The sequence below is a fragment of the Kibdelosporangium philippinense genome (assembly GCF_021390435.2).
In the GTDB taxonomy this organism is placed as follows: Bacteria; Actinomycetota; Actinomycetes; order Mycobacteriales; family Pseudonocardiaceae; genus Kibdelosporangium; species Kibdelosporangium philippinense.
On sequence record NZ_JAJVCN010000001.1, the window covers coordinates 876,326 to 896,274 of the forward strand.

Annotated in this window: 16 protein-coding genes and 3 pseudogenes; 15 read left to right on the plus strand and 4 right to left on the minus strand. The window is 67.4% G+C overall.

Annotation, left to right across the window (positions count from 1 at the left end; genetic code table 11):
* Positions 1-56 precede the first annotated feature (56 nt).
* Genes LWC34_RS04210 through LWC34_RS04220 form a run of 3 tightly spaced genes read right to left on the minus strand, consistent with a single transcriptional unit; the run spans position 57 to position 3,135 of the window.
* The gene (locus LWC34_RS04210; protein ID WP_233723072.1) at positions 57-1,046 is read right to left on the minus strand and encodes a tyrosine-type recombinase/integrase; all 990 of its coding nucleotides are present in this window, start codon (positions 1,044-1,046) and stop codon (positions 57-59) included.
* Entirely contained in the window at positions 1,043-1,972 is a 930-nt protein-coding gene (locus LWC34_RS04215) for a tyrosine-type recombinase/integrase (protein WP_233723073.1), read from the minus strand. The genes LWC34_RS04210 and LWC34_RS04215 overlap by 4 nt, the downstream gene beginning before the upstream one ends.
* Positions 1,969-3,135 carry a site-specific integrase gene (locus LWC34_RS04220; protein WP_233723074.1) on the minus strand — a complete coding sequence of 389 codons (1,167 nt, stop codon included), beginning with the start codon at positions 3,133-3,135 and terminating at the stop codon, positions 1,969-1,971. The genes LWC34_RS04215 and LWC34_RS04220 overlap by 4 nt, the downstream gene beginning before the upstream one ends.
* 211 nt (positions 3,136-3,346) lie before the next feature.
* Here LWC34_RS04220 and LWC34_RS04225 point away from each other — a divergent pair.
* From LWC34_RS04225 to LWC34_RS04275, 11 genes and pseudogenes are all read left to right on the plus strand, one after another.
* Positions 3,347-3,607: pseudogene (locus LWC34_RS04225) on the plus strand (ATP-binding protein); the annotation flags it as partial.
* Positions 3,608-3,933: 326 nt separating this feature from the next.
* Positions 3,934-4,425: a DUF2975 domain-containing protein gene (locus LWC34_RS04230; RefSeq protein WP_233723075.1), complete on the plus strand. Its 492-nt coding sequence runs from the start codon at positions 3,934-3,936 to the stop codon at positions 4,423-4,425.
* A 426-nt stretch (positions 4,426-4,851) separates the two neighbouring features.
* Complete coding sequence (locus LWC34_RS04235) at positions 4,852-7,488, plus strand: AAA family ATPase (protein WP_233723076.1); 2,637 nt, start codon at positions 4,852-4,854, stop codon at positions 7,486-7,488.
* Between the two features lie 119 nt (positions 7,489-7,607).
* Complete coding sequence (locus LWC34_RS04240; protein ID WP_233723077.1) at positions 7,608-8,246, plus strand: NADPH-dependent F420 reductase; 639 nt, start codon at positions 7,608-7,610, stop codon at positions 8,244-8,246.
* A 79-nt stretch (positions 8,247-8,325) separates the two neighbouring features.
* The gene (locus tag LWC34_RS04245) at positions 8,326-9,438 is read left to right on the plus strand and encodes an NAD(P)-dependent alcohol dehydrogenase (protein ID WP_233723078.1); all 1,113 of its coding nucleotides are present in this window, start codon (positions 8,326-8,328) and stop codon (positions 9,436-9,438) included.
* A gap of 20 nt (positions 9,439-9,458) precedes the next feature.
* Positions 9,459-10,451, plus strand: coding sequence for an amidohydrolase family protein (locus tag LWC34_RS04250; protein ID WP_233723079.1), 993 nt, complete (start codon positions 9,459-9,461; stop codon positions 10,449-10,451).
* 31 nt (positions 10,452-10,482) lie between these two features.
* The gene (locus LWC34_RS04255; protein ID WP_233723080.1) at positions 10,483-11,949 is read left to right on the plus strand and encodes an aldehyde dehydrogenase family protein; all 1,467 of its coding nucleotides are present in this window, start codon (positions 10,483-10,485) and stop codon (positions 11,947-11,949) included.
* Positions 11,950-12,448: 499 nt separating this feature from the next.
* A complete protein-coding gene (locus tag LWC34_RS04260; RefSeq protein WP_233723081.1) occupies positions 12,449-12,676 on the plus strand; it encodes a selenium-binding protein SBP56-related protein in 228 nt (75 codons plus the stop codon).
* A gap of 71 nt (positions 12,677-12,747) precedes the next feature.
* Positions 12,748-13,599, plus strand: coding sequence for a helix-turn-helix transcriptional regulator (locus tag LWC34_RS04265; RefSeq protein WP_233723082.1), 852 nt, complete (start codon positions 12,748-12,750; stop codon positions 13,597-13,599).
* A gap of 40 nt (positions 13,600-13,639) precedes the next feature.
* Positions 13,640-14,968, plus strand: a complete 1,329-nt coding sequence (locus LWC34_RS04270; RefSeq protein WP_233723083.1) for an MFS transporter — start codon at positions 13,640-13,642, stop codon at positions 14,966-14,968.
* Positions 14,965-15,066: pseudogene (locus LWC34_RS04275) on the plus strand (phosphoenolpyruvate carboxykinase domain-containing protein); the annotation flags it as partial. The gene LWC34_RS04270 and the pseudogene LWC34_RS04275, both read left to right, overlap by 4 nt.
* A gap of 256 nt (positions 15,067-15,322) precedes the next feature.
* Here the strand turns inward: LWC34_RS04275 and LWC34_RS04280 are convergent.
* The gene (locus LWC34_RS04280; RefSeq protein ID WP_233723084.1) at positions 15,323-15,988 is read right to left on the minus strand and encodes a CBS domain-containing protein; all 666 of its coding nucleotides are present in this window, start codon (positions 15,986-15,988) and stop codon (positions 15,323-15,325) included.
* 130 nt (positions 15,989-16,118) lie between these two features.
* Here LWC34_RS04280 and LWC34_RS04285 point away from each other — a divergent pair.
* The 4 genes and pseudogenes from LWC34_RS04285 to LWC34_RS04300 form a co-directional block, all read left to right on the plus strand.
* Positions 16,119-16,445 (plus strand): annotated as a pseudogene (locus tag LWC34_RS04285) (ArsR/SmtB family transcription factor); the annotation flags it as partial.
* A gap of 59 nt (positions 16,446-16,504) precedes the next feature.
* Positions 16,505-16,990 carry an NADH-quinone oxidoreductase subunit B family protein gene (locus tag LWC34_RS04290; protein ID WP_233723085.1) on the plus strand — a complete coding sequence of 162 codons (486 nt, stop codon included), beginning with the start codon at positions 16,505-16,507 and terminating at the stop codon, positions 16,988-16,990.
* On the plus strand, positions 16,987-18,993 hold the full coding sequence (locus LWC34_RS04295; RefSeq protein WP_233723086.1) for a proton-conducting transporter transmembrane domain-containing protein: 2,007 nt from the start codon (positions 16,987-16,989) through the stop codon (positions 18,991-18,993). The genes LWC34_RS04290 and LWC34_RS04295 overlap by 4 nt, the downstream gene beginning before the upstream one ends.
* Positions 18,990-19,937 carry a respiratory chain complex I subunit 1 family protein gene (locus tag LWC34_RS04300; RefSeq protein WP_233723087.1) on the plus strand — a complete coding sequence of 316 codons (948 nt, stop codon included), beginning with the start codon at positions 18,990-18,992 and terminating at the stop codon, positions 19,935-19,937. Before LWC34_RS04295 ends, LWC34_RS04300 begins: the two co-directional genes overlap by 4 nt.
* The last annotated feature ends 12 nt before the right edge of the window (positions 19,938-19,949 follow it).

Consider the following 19,949-nt stretch of genomic DNA (forward strand, 5'->3'; position numbering starts at 1 on the left):
AACCCGTTGCGGTGGAGGTGATCTGGAGAGTCGGATGAGTGTGGCGGTCGGCATAGTCACAGGCTTTCGAGGAAGGCCAACAGCTTGTCGCCGGGCTGGTAGCGGCCCGGCGCCATGGACGGTGGTGTCGTGGCATCCAAGGCGCGTTGTTTGATGGTCATGTCGGCATGCAGGTAGATGCTGGTGGAACGCGGGTCCGCGTGACCTAGCCAAAGCGCGATCACGGCCGTGTCGACCCCGGCCTGCAGCAGCGACATCGCGCAACTGTGCCGCAGCACGTGGGGGTGAAGCTGCTCCGGCCGGATGGTGGGGCATGTCCGTGCGGCGGTGGCAGCGTGCAGGCGGACAAGGCGTTCCACGGCATCAACGCTGAGCCGCCGCTTGGCGCGGGTCGGGAACAACGGCTGGTCGTTGCGACCGTTGCGTTCGGCAATCCAGCCGTGCAGGACGGCCTGGGTGGCTGTGGTCAGGGGAACGGCCCGGTGCTTTCGGCCTTTGCCGAGGCATCGGACGCTGGCTCCGTCGCCGAATGTCACGTCACCGCAGTCGAGTCCGATCAGTTCGGACACTCGCAGTCCGGTTTGGACGGCCACCAACAGCAAGGCGCGGTCTCGACGGCCTTCCCAGCGACCGGTGTCCGGGGCGTCGATGAGGACGTCGATCTCGGACGCGGTGAGGAACGCGATGAGCTGCTTGTCGAACCGTTTGGCCGGAACCGCCAAGACTCTCTGGATCAGTTCGGCATGCTCGGGGTGGCGCAGTGCGGCGAACGCGAACAGCGATCGGATGGCGGTCAGCCGCAGGTTGCGGGTGCGCGGGCTGTTGTGCCGGTGGTTCTCGAGATGGTCGAGAAACGCCGTGACCAGTTCCGCGTCGAGGTCGGCCCAGTCCAGGGTGGTCGGTGGCTTGCCCGTCTGCTGCTGCGCGAATCCGAGCAGCAGCTTGAGCGAATCGCGATAGGAGGCAATCGTGCGAGGGCTGACCTGCCGCTGAGTGACCAGCCGCTGAGTGAAGAACGCTTGCAGCGTGGGCGCGATCGGACTCATCGAGTGGTCACCTCCCGTCCGGACTCGAGCCGGCGTGCCGCCAGGGCGAGCAGTTCCGGCGCGGCCGATAAGTACCAGTAGGTCCATCGCGGGTCGCGATGGCCGAGATAGGTCGACAACACAGGCAACCGGGCATCGACGTCTTCTCCGGCCCGATACCAGCCAAGGAGGGTTCGGACCGCGAATGTGTGGCGTAGATCGTGAATGCGTGGTCGGCAGGTCGCACTGGTTCCGATTTCTGCGCTGTCGCAAAGGTTTCGGAACACCGCGTGGATCGTGGGATAGACCATCCTGTTGCCGCGGATCGAGACGAAGAAGCTCACGGTCGTGGGCTCGCGGTGCACCGCGTCGCGCAAACGGGCGTAGCGGTGCAAGGCGGCCAGCACTGACGGCTGCACTGGAACCAGCCGGGATTTACCGAACTTCGACTCGCGGATCGTCAACACCGCGTCCGTCTCGTCGAGATCGCTGCGGTCGAGCCGGATTGCTTCGCCGACCCGCATGCCGGTGGTCGCGAGCAGTCCGATCAGCGTGTGGTGGGTCGCCGACGCGAACCGGGTCCGCAGGCTCTGCGCACCAGTCAGCAGCGCGTCGACGTCCGCCGGGCTGAAGATGAACGGCTCGTGGCGGTGTCGCCGGGAGGCGACCAGCCCGAACGGTGGGATCTCGGTGCGCGGGTCCAGCCCTGCCATGTGCCGGGCGAATCCACGGGCGATCGTCATCCGCCGTGCCGCCATCGTGGTCGACGGGTCCACCTCGGGCGCGTTCGCCCACTCCAGCGCGGCGGCAATGGTGACTGTCGGGAGACAGGCGTCGTCGAGGAAGGCGACGAAGCGCGGCAACAGCCGGTGGTATTCGGCCAGGTCGTGGCCCAGGCGATTGCGCAGCCGCAGGTAGTCCGCCGCGGCGTCGGACAGGGCGCTCATCGCTGCTCTCCCGGCCAGGGCAGAGCGATCGACCGCAATGTTGCGAGGTCGACCTTGGCATAGAGTGCGGTGGTGGCTAGGTCGCGGTGGCGCAGCACCTGGCCGATATCGACGAGCTTCACGCCCCGACGCAGCATCTCGGTGGCCAGTGTGTGTCGCAGCCGATGCGCGCCAGCTCGGGGCAGCTTGGCTCGGTCACATGCGCGACGTGTCACGTCGCTGACCAGGTCCGGCCTGATTCCCCTCCTCGGTGCCTTGCAGGAGAGGAACACCGGGCGCAGCGAGGTCGCTGGCCGGACATCGGCGAGGTAGTCGGCCAGCGCTTGACCGACGTCGGCCGGCAGCGGCATCCCGTCTTCGCGGGATGCCTTGCCGCGCAGGATGATCCGGCCATCGCGCCAGTCGATATCGCCCAGCTCCAGCCGCGCCACCTCGATCGAGCGCAGCCCCAACCGCGCCACCAGGATCAGGATCGCGTAGTCGCGCGCTTGCACCGGATCGCTTCGGTCGCAGCTGTCCAGCAGCCGCTGCACCTGACCGGCGGGTAGTGCCTTGGGAATGCTCGTGTCGCGCCATCCAGCCACGGGAGGAACCGCTGTGGTCAGCAGATGCGGCGTCAAGCCGCGCACATACAAGAACTTCAGCAGCGACCGCAGTTCGGCCACCCGGCCCTTGGCCGAGCCGACGCTGACGCGTTCGCTCTCGTGCAGCAAGAATGACACCACCTGCGCCCCGCTCAACGCCTCGAACTCGAGGCGGCCGTCGGTCAGGTTCTGCTGGAGGAACCGGCGGGCGAGATTCTCGTATCGGATGATCGTCATCTCGGCCAGGCCCCGCTCCGCGGCGAGCCACCGACGGTAGTCGACCAGCAGCCGCTCCAGCGCCGATTCCGGCGCGGGCGGGTCGCCGATCACTCCTTCGCCGTGCAGGAACCGCAGCAATGGTGCGAAGCACTTGACGCTCGGCACCTTGCGCCGCCCCGCGGCAAGGCAATCGCTGCGGAGGTCGGCGATCACCGCCGGAGACAGTTGGCTGGGCTGCACGTCGTGTTCCTGCATCCACCGGCCCAACGCACCCATGTCCGTCAGCATGTTGCCGACCGCCAGGGCCGAATATCCCTGCTCCGACAAACTCGTTCGGAAACCCGAGACAAACGGTCCCATCCGACCAGGCTTCCTCCTCGTCCCCGACATGGCCTCGCCTCCGTCCCGGAGCACCCTGCTCCGACACCAGAAGCGTCCCTCTCCGACGGAACTATGCCGACCAACCGGCAAGGCCAAGTTCAGTCACGCAGGGGATTTCGCTGTCACACCACAAGATCCTCGGCATAGTCGCGGGGTCGGGATAGGTCGATCTATGCCGAACTCGGCATAGGTCGATGACATTGGGCTGCTGCCGGTCAGCCCGGATGCCGCCGAAGGCTTCTACAGGCTGGTCGATGCCGCCTACGAACGACGAGCCCTCGCTGTCAGCTCGAACCTGCACCCGTCCGGGTTCGACGAAATCATGCCCAAAACCCTGGCCACCGCGACGGTCGACCGGCTGCTGCACCACGCCCACGTCGTGGTCACCCAAGGTGACAGCTTCCGGCTCGCCCAGGCCACCTCCGGCAAAGGGGTGACGCCCTTGACCTGATCCCAGCCCCAACCAAAGGCGGGGAAATATCTGGCCGCCGTTGGGGAGAACAGGTGGCCACCAGCGGGGAGAACTCCAGGCCGTCTATGGGGAAAACTGAAAGGCCATTGACACACAGGGCTTCGGCGTGGTCGGGTCGCGTCCGATTTGTGTTCAAGCGTGGCTGACTTCGACAAGATCAAGACGGTTCGCGCGAACGTCATGCCATGGGAGGGGTGGCGACGTCCCGTCAAGGTGTCAGGCCGCCGTCCGCCCTTCGCTACAACCTTTGCTCAACCTATCGAGTTGCGATAGATTCTCATCGCGACTCGATAGGAAGGTGGATCATGGGGAAGCTGACAATGCATGCGCTGCGCGCCGTGCTGGTGTTGATGCTCGCTGGCACCTTGTTCGTACAGGCGTTGATGGTGTGGGTGTTGATCAGCGGGAGCGACCCAGAGGACGGGATGCTCCCGCTGACCCCGCTGCGCGTGATCACGATCCTGGGCATCGGGACGGTCCAGGTCATCGGGGTCTGCGTATGGCGGCTGGTGACGATGGTGCGACGCGGCACCGTGTTCTCCCACGCCGCCTTCCGCTACGTGGACATCATCATCGGCGCGGTCGTGGCGGCTGCCCTCGTGTGGTTCGCGGTCACGGCCATCAACGCGCCGGGCCAGCGGGACGACCCGGGCGTCACCCTCATCATGGGCGGGATCGGCGTCGCCATCCTGGGAGTCGCGCTCATCGTGCTCGTACTGCGGATGCTGCTCGCCCAGGCCGTCGCGCGCGACGTCGAAGCGTCGCAGATGCGGGCCGAGTTGGACGAGGTGATCTGATGCCAATCGCCGTCGTCGACAGCGGCGTCGGCGGGCGCGACCGCAGTGGTGGCCAGCAGTGTCGCGCTGGCGAACGCCGCCATCAGGTGGGAGCGTGGACGAGTCATGATCGATCCTCCTCGGGCCGTGATGCCTTGTGCCCACTCCACGAACGGCAAGATCATGCCCAAACGTCATACGCCTCCACACTTGTCAGCCCTGCGGGATGGCAGCAAGGAGCCATGCCGGGGCACGCACCTGGACGAATCCATGGACGTCCGCAGACGCCATGTCGACCGCGAATACCAGCAGCGGCGCCAGGTTCATGGCTGGATGCCAGTCCGTTGATGGGACGAGGGATCGGTTCCTGGGTCCGGTGCGATCACTTCGGCTGAAGGTGTGGCCGCCCAGATTGGGGCACACTGACCGGATGACGGGACGGGAAACGTGACCTTCGGAGACGCCGAGACGGAGCCGCCGAGCGGTGTGCACGACGAGCTGTACGGAAGGGAAGCTGAGCGGTCCACATTAGAGCGAATGCTCGCCGTGGCAAGAACTGGCCGCGGCAGTGCGGCGGTACTGTGGGGTGATCCGGGCATAGGCAAGACAGCGTTGCTGGACTACGCCACCAGGTGCGCGGATGGTTTCCGGGTACTGACGTGCCGGGGCACGCGTCTGGAGTCGGCGACGGCGTTCGCGGCGTTGCACGCGCTGCTGTGGCCGGTGATGGACCGGATCGGCAACTTGCCTTCCCCGCAAGCGACAGCGCTGCGTGCCGCGCTCGGGCTTGTCGACGCGCCGGCCCAGGCGTTCCTGATCGGGGCGGCGGTGCTGACCCTGCTGTCCGATTTGGCCGAGGAAGAACCCGTTTTGGTGGTCGCGGACGACGCGCAGTGGCTTGACCCGCCGTCGGCTGAATGTCTGTCTTTCGTGGCGCGGCGGGTAGAGAGCGAACGGATCGTGCTGCTGTCGACCGCGCACGACGATCCAGCGGGCTCCGTCCATGACCGGCCGGTCCGCCTGCACATCGAGGGGCTTGCGGAAGACAGCGCGCGCCGCGTGATCGAATCACGGGGTCTTGGGCTCAACGCGGCGCGTACGAGGACAATGCTGCAGATAGCGCAGGGCAATCCCTTGGCACTGCGAGAACTCGCGGGCACGGAGCTCGCTCCGGTCGAGTCTGGCCGGGTCCCGGTCGGTCCCCGGTTGCGCCACGCTTTCGAAGCCCGGATCGCGTCGCTTCCGAGTGAGGTGCGGACCCTGCTGCTGATCGTGGCGGCCGAGGACTGCGGAGATCTCAGTGTGGTACGTGCGGTGGCTGGAACGTACGGCGTCCCGGCGGAGGCGTGGGACCGGGCACTCGGTTCCGGACTGCTGCGACTGGGCGACGGCCGGGTCGAGCTGCGCCATCCGGTGGTGCGGGCGGTTGTCTACGACCAGGCACCGGCCGACGTGCGCCGGGAAGTTCATCGAGCGCTGGCCGAGCAGCTCAGTGGAACCGACGACGCCGACCGCAGGGCGTGGCAGCTCGCCTCCGCGGCCGAGGGACCGGACGAGGACGTCGCCGCGTTACTTGATGTTTCGGCGGCTCGGGCCTGGCTGCGCGGCGGCTGCCTCGCGTCCGCCCGGACCCTTCGCCGCGCCGCTGCCTTGTCACCGGAGCCCGAGCGCGCGGCGTTCCGGCTCGCCCGAGCAGCCCGGGCGGCGTGGGAGGGAGGCGATGTCGAGTCGGCCCGTGAGCTGCTGACGGCCGCCGCGGAGCGGACGACAGGCCCGGCCGTGGCGGCGGCGAGCGGCGGCCTTGAGGGACTGATCGAATTCGTGCACGGTGACCCGGATCGCGCTCGGCGGCTGCTGCTGCGGGACGCGGACGATGACGAGGCCTTGCGGGCGCTCGCTTCGAGGGCGAGCTGGTCCGCCGGGCTGCAGGAGGGGTGTCCCTGGAGCAAACGCGGGGTGGCGCTGCCCTCCGGCGACGGCGACGCCAATGCCTGGATGCTGCCGCCGGCGCCACTGGCGCTCGTCTGGGGCCTGGGCCGGCAGGCGCGCGAGGCGTACGTGCGAGCGGCGGCCGAGCTGCGCGCGCGGGGTGCCGTGACGGGCCTGGCCTTCACGGTGTCGCAGTCGGCCACGATGGGAATTGTCAGCGGCCGGTGGGACGACGCCGCCGTGGATGCCACGGAGGCACTGCGGCTTGCCGAGGAGAGCGGCGCGGACAACGCCGCCGCACAATGCCTGAACTCGTTGGTCTGGCTGGCCGCGATGCGTGGCGACGAACACGCGGCCACGGAGTTGGCAGAGCGGTCGCTGCGGCTTTCGCGACGGCGCAAGGTTCGAGCGCTGATCGCCGCGACCTACTGGCACCTCGGAGTGAGCGCGCTGGGAGCAGGCAAGGCGGAGACCGCACTTGACCGGCTGGAAAAGATGATCGTCCCCGGGCACGACGCCGACCATCCGACCTTCGCCGTGCTGGCCGCGTCCGACGCGGTCGAGGCCGCGGTCCGGGTTGGACGGCTCGATCAGGCCCGGGCGCACCTGGCGCTGCTCACCGACTGGGTGAAGCGCTCGGGTGCTCGGTGGGCGGAAGCCTCGTCGTACCACTGTCAGGCATTGCTGGCCGAGGACGCGCACGCCGAGGACCTGTTCACCCGGGCGTTGGCCACCTCGGACGCGGCCGATCACCCCTTCGCCCACGCCAGGACCGAATTGCTCTACGGCGAGTGGTTGCGGCGCATGCGCCGACGCGCCGAGGCCCGGGTGCGGCTCGCCGCCGCACGCGAGACGTTCGACCGGCTGGGCGCGCGACCATGGGCGGACCGGGCCAGCCAGGAGCTGGCGCTGTGCGGGGACCGGACGACCGGTTCGGCGGGCAGGGACGAGCGGGATCTGCTGACGCCGCAGGAACTGCGGATCGCCCGGCTCGCCGCCGAGAGCCTGACCAACCGGGAGATCGCCGCACAGCTGTTCATCAGCCCCCGCACGGTAGGACACCACCTTTCGCGCGTGTTCGCGAAGCTGGGCCTGCTGACCCGCGCCGAACTGGTCACAGTGGACTTCGAGAACGGAATGCGGTTCACGCGGTAGCGGGATACCTATTCAGCGACCGATGCGGTGGGCGCCGCGCGATCTCTAGCGTCTGACGGCGGCAGATACGGATGGGTGCCGTCAGCGGACGGCACTCCGACGCACAGGGACGAGCAAGCGTGACCACAATCGGCATTGCCGGCGCGGGAACAATGGGGACCTCCATCGCGAGGCATTTGGCAGGAGCGGGCCATGACATTCTCTTGGCCGGGCGGGACATGGAGAAGGTCAAGGCGGCCGCGGCGACGGCAGGGGAGCGTGTACGGGCGGTCGACGTCGCCGAGGCCGCGGACGCGGAGATGTTCCTGCCCGCGCTGTGGTACCCCGGCACGGTGGACCTGGCGCGCGAGCACGCCGCCGCACTGGCCGGGAAGATCGTGATCGACATCGCGAACCCGCTGGACGAGACCTTCACCGGGCTCTCCTTGGCCCCCACGACCAGTGCCGCGGAGGAGCTGGTGCGCGGCGTCGACGGAATCCGCGTGGTGAAGGCGTTCAACACCGTTCCCGGGCCGGTGATGTCGGCGGGGAGCTTCAAGGGCACCACGCCGCTGGACGTGTTCGTCGCCAGTGATGATGCCGAGGCCAAGCAGCAGGTGCTGGCGCTGTTGGGCGGCAGCGTGTTCCGCGGCGTGGACGCGGGCTCACTGGCCAACGCCCGGTTGCTGGAACGGATGTGTGCGTTCGGGATCGAGCTCAGCCAGCGGTACGACCTCGGGTTCGAGTTCGCCTTCAAGTTCCTCCCGGAACAGCTGTGACCCGGTCGGCCCGGCACCCCGGAACGAGGAGTACCGCCCTTGTCCACACCAGGCGCGTTGATCCCTGCTGGAGTGCGTGATGCGGAAGGCGACCGCGGCCGTCGTTGAACGGACCGACGGCCCGTTCACCCTCACGGACATCGTCCTCGACGAGCCCCGCACGACCGAACTGCTGGTGCGGATCACCGCGGTGGGCATGTGCCACACCGATCTCTCGGTGCGGGCGGGGGCGACCCCGTTCCCGCTGCCGGGAGTGCTCGGCCACGAGGGTGCGGGAGTCGTGGAGGCAGTCGGCGACGGGGTCACCAAGGTGGCTCCAGGCGACCAGGTCCTCATCAGTTTCACCTCGTGCGGGAAGTGCGTGCGCTGCCTCACCGGACGCCCCTCGACGTGCGTGCTGTGGCCTTCGCTCAACCTGCTCGGTGGCATGCGACCCGACGGGTCCGCGCCCCTGCACCGCTGCCGCGGCGGAGCCCCACTGCACGGGCACTTCTTCGGCCAGTCGTCCTTCGCCAGCCACGCGCTGACCAATGAACGGAACGTGGTCAAGGTCGCCGCAGCCGCACCGCTGGAGCTGTTGGCGCCACTCGGGTGCGGCGTACAGACCGGGGCCGGTTCGGTGTTCAACGTTCTGCGCCCGCAAGCCGGCGGTTCGCTCGCGGTGTTCGGGGCGGGCGCGGTGGGTTTGTCCGCCGTGCTCGCCGCCGCCAACACACCGGTGACCCGGATCATCGTCGTCGACCTCAACGACTCCCGGTTGGCGTTGGCCCGGCGACTCGGCGCCACCGAACTGGTGAACGGCCGGGACGTTGACGTGGTCCAGGCCATCCGGGACATCACCGGTGACGGAGTCCACTACGCACTGGAGACGACCGGCAGCACCCAGGTGCTGCGGCAGGCCGTCGACGCGTTGTCCGTCGGGGGCACGTGCGGGGTGGTCGGCGCGCCGCCCTTCGGCAGCGAGGTGCGCCTGGACGTGCCGCAGATGCTCGTCCGCAACCCGAAGATCGTCGGCATCAACCAGGGCAACGCTGTGCCCGACGAGTTTCTGCCGACGCTGATGACACTGCACGCACTGGGCAAACTGCCCGTCGACGAGCTGATCAGTCCTTTCCCGTTCCACGACATCGAAACCGCGGCCGAGGCCATGCGCCACGGCGACGTCATCAAGCCGGTGCTCCGGCTTGCCTGAAGATCGGTACGAAAGCAACCATGCTCGGCAAAATCGCACTCGAAGAACACGTCACCACGCCGGCGAACAACGAGCTCTGGGACTCCAGCGGCGAGGCGGCACGCAACGGCAAGGCGTACATGGACGAAGTGGACCGTAGGCTCCTCGATGTCGACGAACGCGTCGAACTGATGGACCGGCACGGGATCGACGTGACGGTCCTTTCGCTCACCTCACCTGGAATCCAGTCCATCACCGAACCAGAAACCGCGATCGCGACGGCGCGGCAGACCAATGACTACTTGCGGGAAGAGTACGTCGACCGCCATCCGAGCCGATTGCGCGTTTTCGCCGCCGTCGCTCTGCAAGATCCCGCGAGCGCGGCCGATGAACTGGAGCGCGCCGTGACCCAGCTCGGCGCCGTCGGTGCCCTCGTCAACGGGTACACCAACATCGGCGGCCCCGACGAGGCACGCTACCTGGACGCCGAGGAGAACTTCGTGTTCTGGGAACGGGTGGCCGCACTCAACGTGCCGGTATACCTGCACCCACGGGAGCCGTTGCCGAGCCAGACCAAGATCTACCAGGGGTATTCCTCATTGGTCGGCTCGGCGTGGGGGTTCGGCCACGAAACGAGCACGCACGCCGTCCGGCTCATGCTCAGCGGCTTGTTCGACCGGCTTCCCCGGCTGCGGATCATCCTGGGGCACCTGGGGGAGGGACTGCCCTTCCTCCTGCCGCGTCTGCAACATCGGCTGGAGAAGCAACACGATGGCACCGGGTTGGGGAAGGCCGAACGCCGGGTGAGCGAGTACTTCAGCGAGAACTTCTACGTGACCACCAGCGGTCACTTTCACACCAAGCCCTTGCTCGACGCGGTGAGCGAAATCGGTTCTGACCGCGTCATGTTCTCGGTGGACTACCCGTACGAGTCGATGGCGGAGGCGGCCGCCTGGTTCGACTCCGCGCTCATCGCTGAGAACGACCGCGCGAAGATCGGCCGGCACAATGCCGAACGCCTCTTCGGACTGTGAAAACACCGCACGAACCCCCGAGGAGAACGTGATGGCCACGGCAACGATGTCCGTTGCGAGACACTGGATCGACGGCGAGTGGGTCGATTCGGGTGAACACCGGAATTCGGTCAACCCGGCTACCGGAGAGGTGATCGGCTCGTTCGCGATGGCCGGGGCCCAAGAAGCGCAGACGGCGATCGACGTCGCCCACCGTGCTTTCCGTGAATCCGGCTGGCGGACCGATCGGCTGCTGCGAGCGCGAGTGCTCAACCGGATGGCCGACCGGTTCGAGCAGCGCACGGACGAGCTCGTCGAGCTGCTCGGGCGCGAGAACGGGAAGACGCACGACCAAGGCAGGCTGGAGGTGGCGTTCGCGCCGGAGACGCTCCGGTTCAACGCCGCGCTGGCGCTGACGGACCTGGGCACCAACAGCCAGGTGACCGACGGCGAGTTCAGCCTGGTGGTGCGCCAGCCCATGGGGGTGGCCGGGATCATCGCGCCATGGAATTCGCCGGTCGCGCTCGGAATCCGGTCACTGGGTCCGGCGCTCGCGGCAGGCTGCACCGCCGTGATGAACCTTCCGTACCAGACCGCCCAGATCAACTCCCTGATCGCCGAAATCGTCGGTGGCACCGAAGAACTTCCGCCGGGCGTGGTGAACACGATCACTGGCGGTCACGTGAGCGGTGACGTCCTGGTGCGCTCCCCGGATGTACCGACGATCAGCTTCACGGGCAGCACCGCCACCGGCAAGCAGATCAGCGCCACGGCAGCCGCGAACCTCAAGCGGCTCGGGCTGGAGCTGGGCGGCAAGACACCGCTGATCCTGTTCGAGGACGCCGACCTCGACCACGCGCTACCGATCGTGGTGAACGCGTTGATCGTCTTCGCCGGCCAGTTCTGCATGACCGGCAGCAGGCTCCTGGTGCACGAGCGCATCGCCGACCACGTCCGGACCGAGCTCGCCGCGCGGCTGGAAGTAGTGAAGGTCGGGCCTGCGGCCGACCCAGCGAGCGAGATGGGCCCGATCATCGACAAGGCCAACGTCGAACGCATCGACAAGCTCGTGCGGGACGCCATCGACCAAGGTGCGAAGGTGATCGTCCGCGGCGGACCGATCTCCGAGGGTCCGCTGGCGGCGGGGGCGTTCTACCGACCGACGCTGCTGGAGGTCGAGGACAGCTCGATGCCGATCGTGCAGGAGGAGGTGTTCGGCCCGGTGTTGACGATGCAGACGTTCGCGACCGAGGCCGAAGCGATCGCGCTGGCCAACGACTCGCAATACGGGCTCAGCGCGAGCGTCTTCTCGCGTGACGTCGACGTGCCGATGCGTGTCGCTTTCGCGCTGGAATCGGGCTCCGTATGGGTCAACGACTGGGCAAAGCTGCACGACCAGTTCGAGGAGGGCGGATTCAAGGCCAGCGGCGTCGGGCGCATGCGCGGGCTGATGGCGATCGAGGACTTTGTCGAAGCGAAGCACATCAGGCTCCAGCCAGGCGTGACACCGGTCGGCTGAGTAGGGTGAACGAAGATGCACGCGAAGGTGAAGCCGCTGTTGGCAGATCTTTGCCCGGCATCGTGCACCAATGCGACTCAGTCTCTTGATTGTCAGTGCTTCGCTGGGCTTTCTCGCCGCGTGTTCGGGCAGTCCCGAAACGCAGGCCAGCACACAAAGTCGCGTCGATCGATACTGGTGGGGCCACTTCAATGGCGACGCCGAGCCGCAAGCCCTCGGTCAATGAACGTGTTCGGGAGCGGATCGTGGACTGAGTGCCAGAGACAAGACAACGTCGGCCACTCCTGCGACCACGGGAGCCTGGGGCAGGCGCGGATGCGCGTTGGCGCTATCTGGCCAGGTATGGCCCTTTGTGCGCGGGTTGCCACGGTCATACCGTGGCAACCTCAGGGGCCTTGTCCTTCGTCGTGGCCCGGGTGATGCGGGACCGTGGAAGCGGGTGGTCATGTAGGCCCGATCTGTCCATTGTGGACATAATTCGAGAGGGGGTCGTCTCGTCATGGCGGACATCGCCGATCCCACGTTCTACCGGACCCCGTCCGACGCGATGACGGCCGCGCCGGAGTCACTCGCGTATGTGGTTGCGTTCGATCCGGCCGGCCGGGCCAGAGACGCACTCACCGTTGTGGACTGCGACGAAACGTCCTCGACGTTCGGCCAGGTGCGACAGCCCTCTGGATCAATGCCCACCTCGCCAGCCTGCAAGGTGACCACCCCGCGGCCATAGCCATGGTGCATGAGTGTCGTGGCTGGGCCCAGCTGCGGGGCGACACACGCGTGCTGGCCTACGCCATGTTCATGCAGGGAATCGTTGCATGGCTGGGTGGCGACCTACCGTACGCGCAGGCTTTGCTGGAGGACGCCTTGGCGCGCTTCGACGCCCTCGGCGAACTGAACAGCACCGTGGTCCTGGCCCAAGCCATGCTGGCCGCCACAGCCATTTCCCAACGAAACCTCGACCGCGCAGTCGCCCTCTCCAGACAGGCTTGCGCGATCGGCGAGCGGTACGGCGAGCAATCGACACGGGCCCATGCCCTCTCGCTTCTCGCCCTGGCGCAGTGGCATCGAGGCGACGTGGTGCAGGCAAGCACGCATGCCAAGGACAGCCTCCGGATCATGCGTACCTTCAACGACACCTTCGGCACGGTGTTGCTCGTCGAGCGGCTGGCGTGGATCGCGGGGACGGCCGGTGAGGCTGAGCGGGCCGCCGTCCTGCTCGGCGTGGCGCGGCGACTTTGGCCCCTGCTCGGCGGCCAGCCCCTGCTTGGCTCCGACCAGTGGCTCGACCCCCACGAGAGGTGCGAGCGGCAGGTCCGAAGCGTCCTCGGCGGCGCCGCGTTCCAAGCCGCCTTCGACCGTGGCGCGGCACTCGACCACGCTCAGGCCATCGCCTACGCCCTGGGCGAAAGCCCGCCGAACGGCCCTGCGACTCACGTCGGCGAACCGTTGGTGCCGCTGACCCGCAGGGAGCTACAGGTCGCCGAACTGGTCGCCGAGGGGCTGTCCAATCGGGAGATCGGGGCCCGGCTGGTGATCGCCCAACGTACCGCCGAAGGCCATGTCGACCACATCCTGGGAAAGCTCGGGTTGACCAACCGCACCCAAATCGCCCGATGGGTCGCCGAACAACGAGAAGGTCGAAACCCGTGATGGCGCTCAGGGATCGCTGCGCGGCAACAGAGGAAGCACCATGAGTGCTGACGAACGTCCCGATCTCGACTCGATCATCAACCGTGCCAGGACATCCCGCTTTCAGACCCTCGTGATCGCCCTCTGCGTCGCGGTAGTGGTGTTGGACGGGTTCGACACCCTGGCGATCTCCTTCGCCGCGCCCGGCATCGCCGCCGCCTGGCACATCTCGCCTTCCAGCTTCGGCTTCGTCTTCGGCATCGGCCTGTTCGGCGGGCTGGTCGGCGCGATCTGTACCGGCGTGGTCGCCGACCGGATCGGTCGCAAACCGACTCTGGTGATCACCACACTTCTTTTCGGCGTGGTCTCTTTCGCCACCCCCTTAGCCGATTCGATGACCTCATTGAGCCTCATCCGGTTCGTCACCGGCCTCGGCGTCGGCGGCGCGTTGCCGGGGGCCATCGCGATCGCGACCGAATACGCCCCGAAGCGGGCGCGGGCAGGCGTCGCGGCGGTGACCTTCTGCGGCCTTCCGCTGGGCGCCGCGCTCGGCAGCGTACTGGCCGCGTACCTGATTCCCCGATATGGCTGGGAAAGCATCTTCATCGTCGGCGGAGTCCTTCCGCTGCTGCTCGTCCCCTTCATCGTCGTTCTCGTGCCGGAGTCCATCGGTTTCCTCTCCCTGCGAGGCGACGTTGGCGCGATCGCGAAGCTCCTCGCTCGGATGGGCGTCGACGAGGAGGAGCGGGCCAACGTGGAGATCAGACCGGAGATTGGCCCCCGGTGCCCTTCGGTGTGGAGTCTGTTCACCGAGGGACGGGCACTGGGGACCGCGCTGTTGTCGGCTGCCGTATTCCTGACGCTGCTGATGGCCTCCTTGCTCGTCAATTGGATTCCCACGCTGGCCATACGGGCGGGCATCGGAACGTCGGCGGCGATCCTCGCAGCGGCGTCGCTCAACATCGGCGGCATCCTCGGCAGCCTCGTCATCAGCAAGCTGTCCGGCCGGTGGGCCCCCGGAGTGGTGGTCAGCCTCTCCTATGCCCTGGGTGCCGTCACCATTGCCTGCGTCGGGCAGGTCGGCACGTCGGGCTCGTGGCTGCTGGGCTCTGCCTTCGTGGCGGGCTTCCTCGCCATCGGCGCCCAGATGTGCACGATCTCGCTGGTCGCCACCTACTACGACACCCGGCTGCGAGCCACCGGCGTCGGCTGGGCAATAGGCTGCGGCCGCGTCGGCGGGATCCTCGGCCCGGTCATCGGCGGCTGGCTGATCGGCGCCTCGGTCAGCATGGGCGCGATCTTCGTCATCGCCGGACTCGTCTGCGTGGCGTGCGCCGTCACAGTCTTCGCGATCGGCCGCCTCGTGCCGTACGCACCGGCGGACCGGTGAATCCGCAGAACGGATTCTTTGGCGTCGCACCGGGAACCGGGTGGAAGACCAACCCGAACGCGATGCGCACCGTCTACAAAGGAGACTCGATCTTCACCACTGGTCGATCCGTAGATCGGGTTGGTCTGACGGGTTTGCGGCGTGGCGCGGGGTCGATTCCGGCGGCATGCAGGATCTTCCAGACGGTGGATGCGGCGACGGTATGGCCGAGCCGGACGAGCTCGCCGTGGATCCTGCGGTGTCAGGACAATAGGGTCGCCGGTGTGACGGGAAAGATCAACGTCCACCGACGGCGAGGGATGAGCCTGGACAGGGCGCTGAGCCAGATAGACATGCGTGACGACGGTCGTCTGATCACAGGCCGGTGATCATGAGGTCGTCGATGTCGTAGCGCAGGTTGTTGCGGACTGCGACCACGCCAGGGATGTGGTGTGCGGCAACGCCGGCGCGTTGGACGGCGCTGTGCAGGGTGAGTGTGCCGTCGAGGGTGACGACGCCGTCGGTGACGTGCACGGTGACCTGGTTGGGCCGGCGTGTTTTGGTGGTGATCACGCGTTCGATGTCAGCCTCGATGGCGCTGTCGCCGCGGACGAACAGGTGCAGCGCGTCGCGGCGGGCCAGCATGCCGATCAGGTGACCGCTGCAGGCCACGACGCAGATCTGGCGTATCCGCATGCGGGCCATCAGGTGTATCGCGGTGCTGACCGGGGTGCCCGGGGTTGTGGTGATCGGTGGCGTCGTCATCAGGTCGGCCGCGTGCAGGGCGAGGGATTTGTACCACCGGGAGCGGCAACGGGGGCCGGCGAACATGGGAGTGGGGTCGGCGCCGCCGTGGAATTCCAGTTTGGTGAGGACGTCGGCTTCGCTCACCACACCGAGTGGCCTGCCGTCGATGTCGATGACGGGTAGTACGTCGATGCCATGCGCGAGCATGGCGCCAGCCAGTTCTTTGAACGGAGTGTCAGGTACCGCAGTGATCACCTGGCGGGTCATCACCTCGGCCACGGCTGGTTCGCCCATGGTCTGCCTCGTTGCGCCGTACCCTTACGGACTTGCTAAGATTAGCAACTGTTGAACCATGCGGCTAGGGATGTCGTCTTTGCTCCAAAGGAGGATCGCCGGATGAGCACGACAGGTCGGCATGGCGCGGATGAGGAGGGGTGCCGGTGAGCAGGCCCTTTACCAGTTGAAGACGGAGTTTCTTCAAGACGCTGGGGCACCCGGCGCGGATTCGGGTGCCGGAGTTGATGAGCACGCGGTCGCGGAGATGCTGCCCGAGGTGGGCATCGAGTCGGCCAACCTGTCACAGCAGTTGGCGGTGTTGCGCCGGGCCGGGCTGGTGACCACCCGCAAGGAGGGCTCGAACGTCTACTACTCGTTGGCCAGTCCGTTGTTCGCGGAGTTGCTGGCTGTTGCCCGGCGGATTCTGACCGGGGTGTTGTCCGAGCAGGTGGAGTTGCTGGAAGACCTCAAGACGCCGGCGGTGGTGCCCGGGGCGCTGGCGCACCTTTGTGATCCGATGTGCAGGAGTGTCGAGTGCTGGGTTTGTGGCGCAAGATCCGCCGGACCGGGCGGGTCGCGCAGTCCGCGCCGCCGCGGCCGGAGGGCGATCGCCCGGTGGCCGCGATGGGGCTGGGCGGTTCGGTGCAGATCCGTCATGTGGATGCCGGGTCGTGCAACGGCTGCGAGGTGGAGATCGGCTCGGCGTTCGGGCCGGTCTACGACGCCGAACGCTACGGCGCCCGGTTGGTCGCCTCACCACGGCATGCCGACGCGTTGGTGGTGACCGGACCGGTCACCCGCAACATGGCCGAGCCGTTACGGCGGACCTTTGACGCGGTGCCTGGTCCGAAACTGGTTGTCGCGGTGGGAGATTGCGCCCGTAACTGTGGCGTGTTCGCGGGCGCCTACGGCGTGACCGGTGCGGCGTCGGATGTGGTACCCGTCGACGTGGAGATCGCCGGGTGCCCGCCACGGCCGGAGGCGATCGTCGAGGGATTGCGAAAGCTGACTGGGCGATGACCGCGCTGAGCTTCGGCATTGCCGTGGCACTCGGTGCGGTGGCCACGGTCGGCGCCGTGGCCGTGCCGGTCGCCATACGGTCCATAGTGGTCGGTTGGGGGACGGCGCTGGCTGGTGCGGCTGGTGTCGTGGCCGGTGCCGGCGCCATGTCCGGCGGGTCGTTCTCCCTTGTGCTGCCAGGGTTGTTGCCCTTGTCCGGTGTCATGTTCACTGTGGACGCGCTGAGTGGGTTGTTCATCGCGGTGATCGGTGGTGTGTCGGTCGCGGCGGGGGTGTACGGGATCTCTTATGCCCACAACGGTGTCCAGGCGCGTCCGGTACAGGCGGCGCTCCCGTTGTTCGTGGTGGCGATGCTGCTGGTCGCAGCGGCCGGCAGCGTGGGCACGTTCCTGATGTGCTGGGAACTGATGGCGTTGACCTCGCTGCTTTTGGTCCTGGCGGAGCATCGCCTGCGGGCTGAGGTCACGCAGGCGGGCCGTTGGTACGCGGTCATGACGCATCTCGGGTTCGCGGCGGTCCTGGGTGGACTGCTGGTGTTCGTGGCACACGCTCCGGTTGACTCGTTCGCGGCGTTGCGAGCGGCGGCCGTGTCGCCGGGCGTGGCTGGTGTGGTGTTCGGCGTGACGCTGGCCGGGTTCGCCTCCAAGGCGGGGATTGTGCCGTTACACGCGTGGTTGCCGCGCGCGCATCCAGAGGCGCCGAGCCATGTGTCGGCGTTGATGTCCGCGGCGATGGTGACTCTTGGCGTGTACGGGATCGTGCGGGTCGGGCTCGATCTGCTGGGCGGGGGAGAGCGCTGGTGGTGGTTGCTGGTGCTCGCGCTGGGCGCGGTGTCCGCGGTGTACGGGATCTTGCAGGCGGCGATGAGCACCGACCTCAAGCGCCTGCTGGGCCAGTCCACAACGGAGAACATGGGCCTGGTGCTGGTCGGTGTGGGTGCGGCCGGGCTGTTCGCGTCGTCGGGCAACCGGGTGCTGGCCGGATTGGCCCTAGCGGCGGCGTTGTTACATGTGATCAACCATGCGGCGGTCAAGACACTGCTGTTCCTGGCCGCTGGCTCAGTGCTGAGCGCCACGCACAGCCGGGATCTGGACACGTTGGGTGGGCTGCGGCCCCGGATGCCGGTGACCACGGCGGCGTTCGGTCTGGGTGCGCTGGCAGCGTCGGCGTTGCCGCCGGGCACGGCGTTCGTGTCCGAGTGGCTGTTGTTGCAGGCGTTGATTCACGGGCTTCCAGCATCCGGGGTGGCTGCGGCGATTGCCATGCCGGTCGCGGTGGCAGCGGTGGCGCTGACCGCAGGGCTCGCGGTGGCGACGTTCGTAAAGGCCTTTGGTGTGGGGTTTCTCGCAAAGCCCCGTAGCGCAGCCGCTGCGCACGCACGCGAGAGTCCACCGAGCATGCTCGCCGCCATGGCGCTGGCCGGTGGTGCGTGTGTGGTGCTGGCGTTGCTGCCGACTCTGGTTCTGCCCGCCGTCGCAACGGCGACGGGTATTGCTTTGGGGACAGGCGATTCGGCCGTGTCTGGAGCGGTGACCCTGCAGCTCGTGGGCGTCGCCGGGGCATTGTCGCCGTTGATGCTCGCGCTCGCTTTGGCCTCCGGTGTCGTTGTCGTGGTTGGCATTCTGCGGTTTGTCGCGGTGCGGCGGGCACGCCGTGAAGCGCGGCTCTGGGACTGTGGCGGTGGGCCGATGTCGGCGCGGATGGAATACACGGCCACCTCGTTCGCCGAGCCGTTGCAGCGGGTGTTCGACGACGTGGTTCAGCCGGAGACCGATGTGGACGTCAGTCACCACGAGGAGTCTCGATATCTGGTGCAGGCCGTCGAGTATCGGCGTCAGGTGCCGGACCGGATCGAACGACGGCTCTACGAACCGGTGCTCACTGCTGTGTCCGCGTGGGGCCGGATAGGCCGTCGGCTGGCGACGGGGAGCGTGCATCGTTATCTCGGGTACGGCTTCTACACCGTGTGCGCGGCCTTGATTCTGTTGGCGGTGACGCGGTGAACGCGCTCGGCATTGTGGGCGGGATCGTCCAGCCGGTGGTCATCGTGGCCGGGGCTCCGCTGCTGCTCGGGGTGATGCGGCAGGTCCGTGCGAAGCTGGAAGGCCGTGCGGGCGCTGGTGTTCTGCAGCCATGGCGGGATCTGCGCAAGCTGTTCGGCAAGGAACGCATTGCTCCGCGGGGGACCAGCGAAGTGTTCCGGATCGCGCCGCTGATCCTGGTGGCTACCACACTGGTGGTCACGGTGGTGGCGCCGTTCGTGACCACCGCGTCGGCGATCGATCCGGTCGCTGACCTGTTCGCTGTGGTCGCGTTGCTGGCCTTAGGTGCGGTGGCGCTTGCGTTGGCCGGGCTGGACACCGGGACGGCGTTCGGAGGCATGGGATCCAGCCGGGAGGTGACGATTCTCGCGCTGGTCGAGCCGACCCTGCTGGTGGCGATCTTCGCACTCTCGGTCCGGGCAGGGTCGACCAACCTCGGTGCGATCGTGTCGTCCACATTGGATGATCCAGCGCGGGTGATCTCGCCGGTCAGCCTGCTGGCCGTGGTCGCGTTGATCATGGTGATCGTCGCGGAGACCGGGCGGCTACCGGTGGACAACCCGTCCACGCACCTGGAATTGACGATGGTGCACGAGGCGATGGTGCTCGAGTACGCCGGGCCTGACCTGGCGCTGGTCGAGTTGGCCTCGGCGATGCGGCTGTCAGTGTTCCTCGGCCTATTGACGAATCTGTTTCTGCCGTGGGGGATCGCCACGTCGGCCGTCCCACTCGCCGTCGTGGTCGGTGTACTGGCACTGGTGATCAAAGTCGGTGTGCTTGGCATGGTGCTCGCGGCGGGCGAGGTGTTCCTGGCCAAGCTGCGGCTGTTCCGCGTACCCGAGCTGCTGGCCGGATCGTTCCTGCTCGCTCTGCTGTCCGTCGCTGCCTCGTTCTTCCTGGCCTGAAAGAGAATCGTG

Bases quoted from the DNA above. Each gene is read 5' to 3' on its own strand.
- LWC34_RS04210 (WP_233723072.1), bottom strand. From the start codon at position 1,046: ATGAGTCCGATCGCGCCCACGCTGCAAGCGTTCTTCACTCAGCGGCTG.
- LWC34_RS04215 (WP_233723073.1), bottom strand. From the start codon at position 1,972: ATGAGCGCCCTGTCCGACGCCGCGGCGGACTACCTGCGGCTGCGCAAT.
- LWC34_RS04220 (WP_233723074.1), bottom strand. From the start codon at position 3,135: ATGGGACCGTTTGTCTCGGGTTTCCGAACGAGTTTGTCGGAGCAGGGA.
- LWC34_RS04230 (WP_233723075.1), top strand. From the start codon at position 3,934: ATGGGGAAGCTGACAATGCATGCGCTGCGCGCCGTGCTGGTGTTGATG.
- LWC34_RS04245 (WP_233723078.1), top strand. From the start codon at position 8,326: ATGCGGAAGGCGACCGCGGCCGTCGTTGAACGGACCGACGGCCCGTTC.
- LWC34_RS04250 (WP_233723079.1), top strand. From the start codon at position 9,459: ATGCTCGGCAAAATCGCACTCGAAGAACACGTCACCACGCCGGCGAAC.
- LWC34_RS04255 (WP_233723080.1), top strand. From the start codon at position 10,483: ATGGCCACGGCAACGATGTCCGTTGCGAGACACTGGATCGACGGCGAG.
- LWC34_RS04260 (WP_233723081.1), top strand. From the start codon at position 12,449: ATGGCGGACATCGCCGATCCCACGTTCTACCGGACCCCGTCCGACGCG.
- LWC34_RS04265 (WP_233723082.1), top strand. From the start codon at position 12,748: ATGCAGGGAATCGTTGCATGGCTGGGTGGCGACCTACCGTACGCGCAG.
- LWC34_RS04270 (WP_233723083.1), top strand. From the start codon at position 13,640: ATGAGTGCTGACGAACGTCCCGATCTCGACTCGATCATCAACCGTGCC.
- LWC34_RS04280 (WP_233723084.1), bottom strand. From the start codon at position 15,988: ATGGGCGAACCAGCCGTGGCCGAGGTGATGACCCGCCAGGTGATCACT.
- LWC34_RS04295 (WP_233723086.1), top strand. From the start codon at position 16,987: ATGACCGCGCTGAGCTTCGGCATTGCCGTGGCACTCGGTGCGGTGGCC.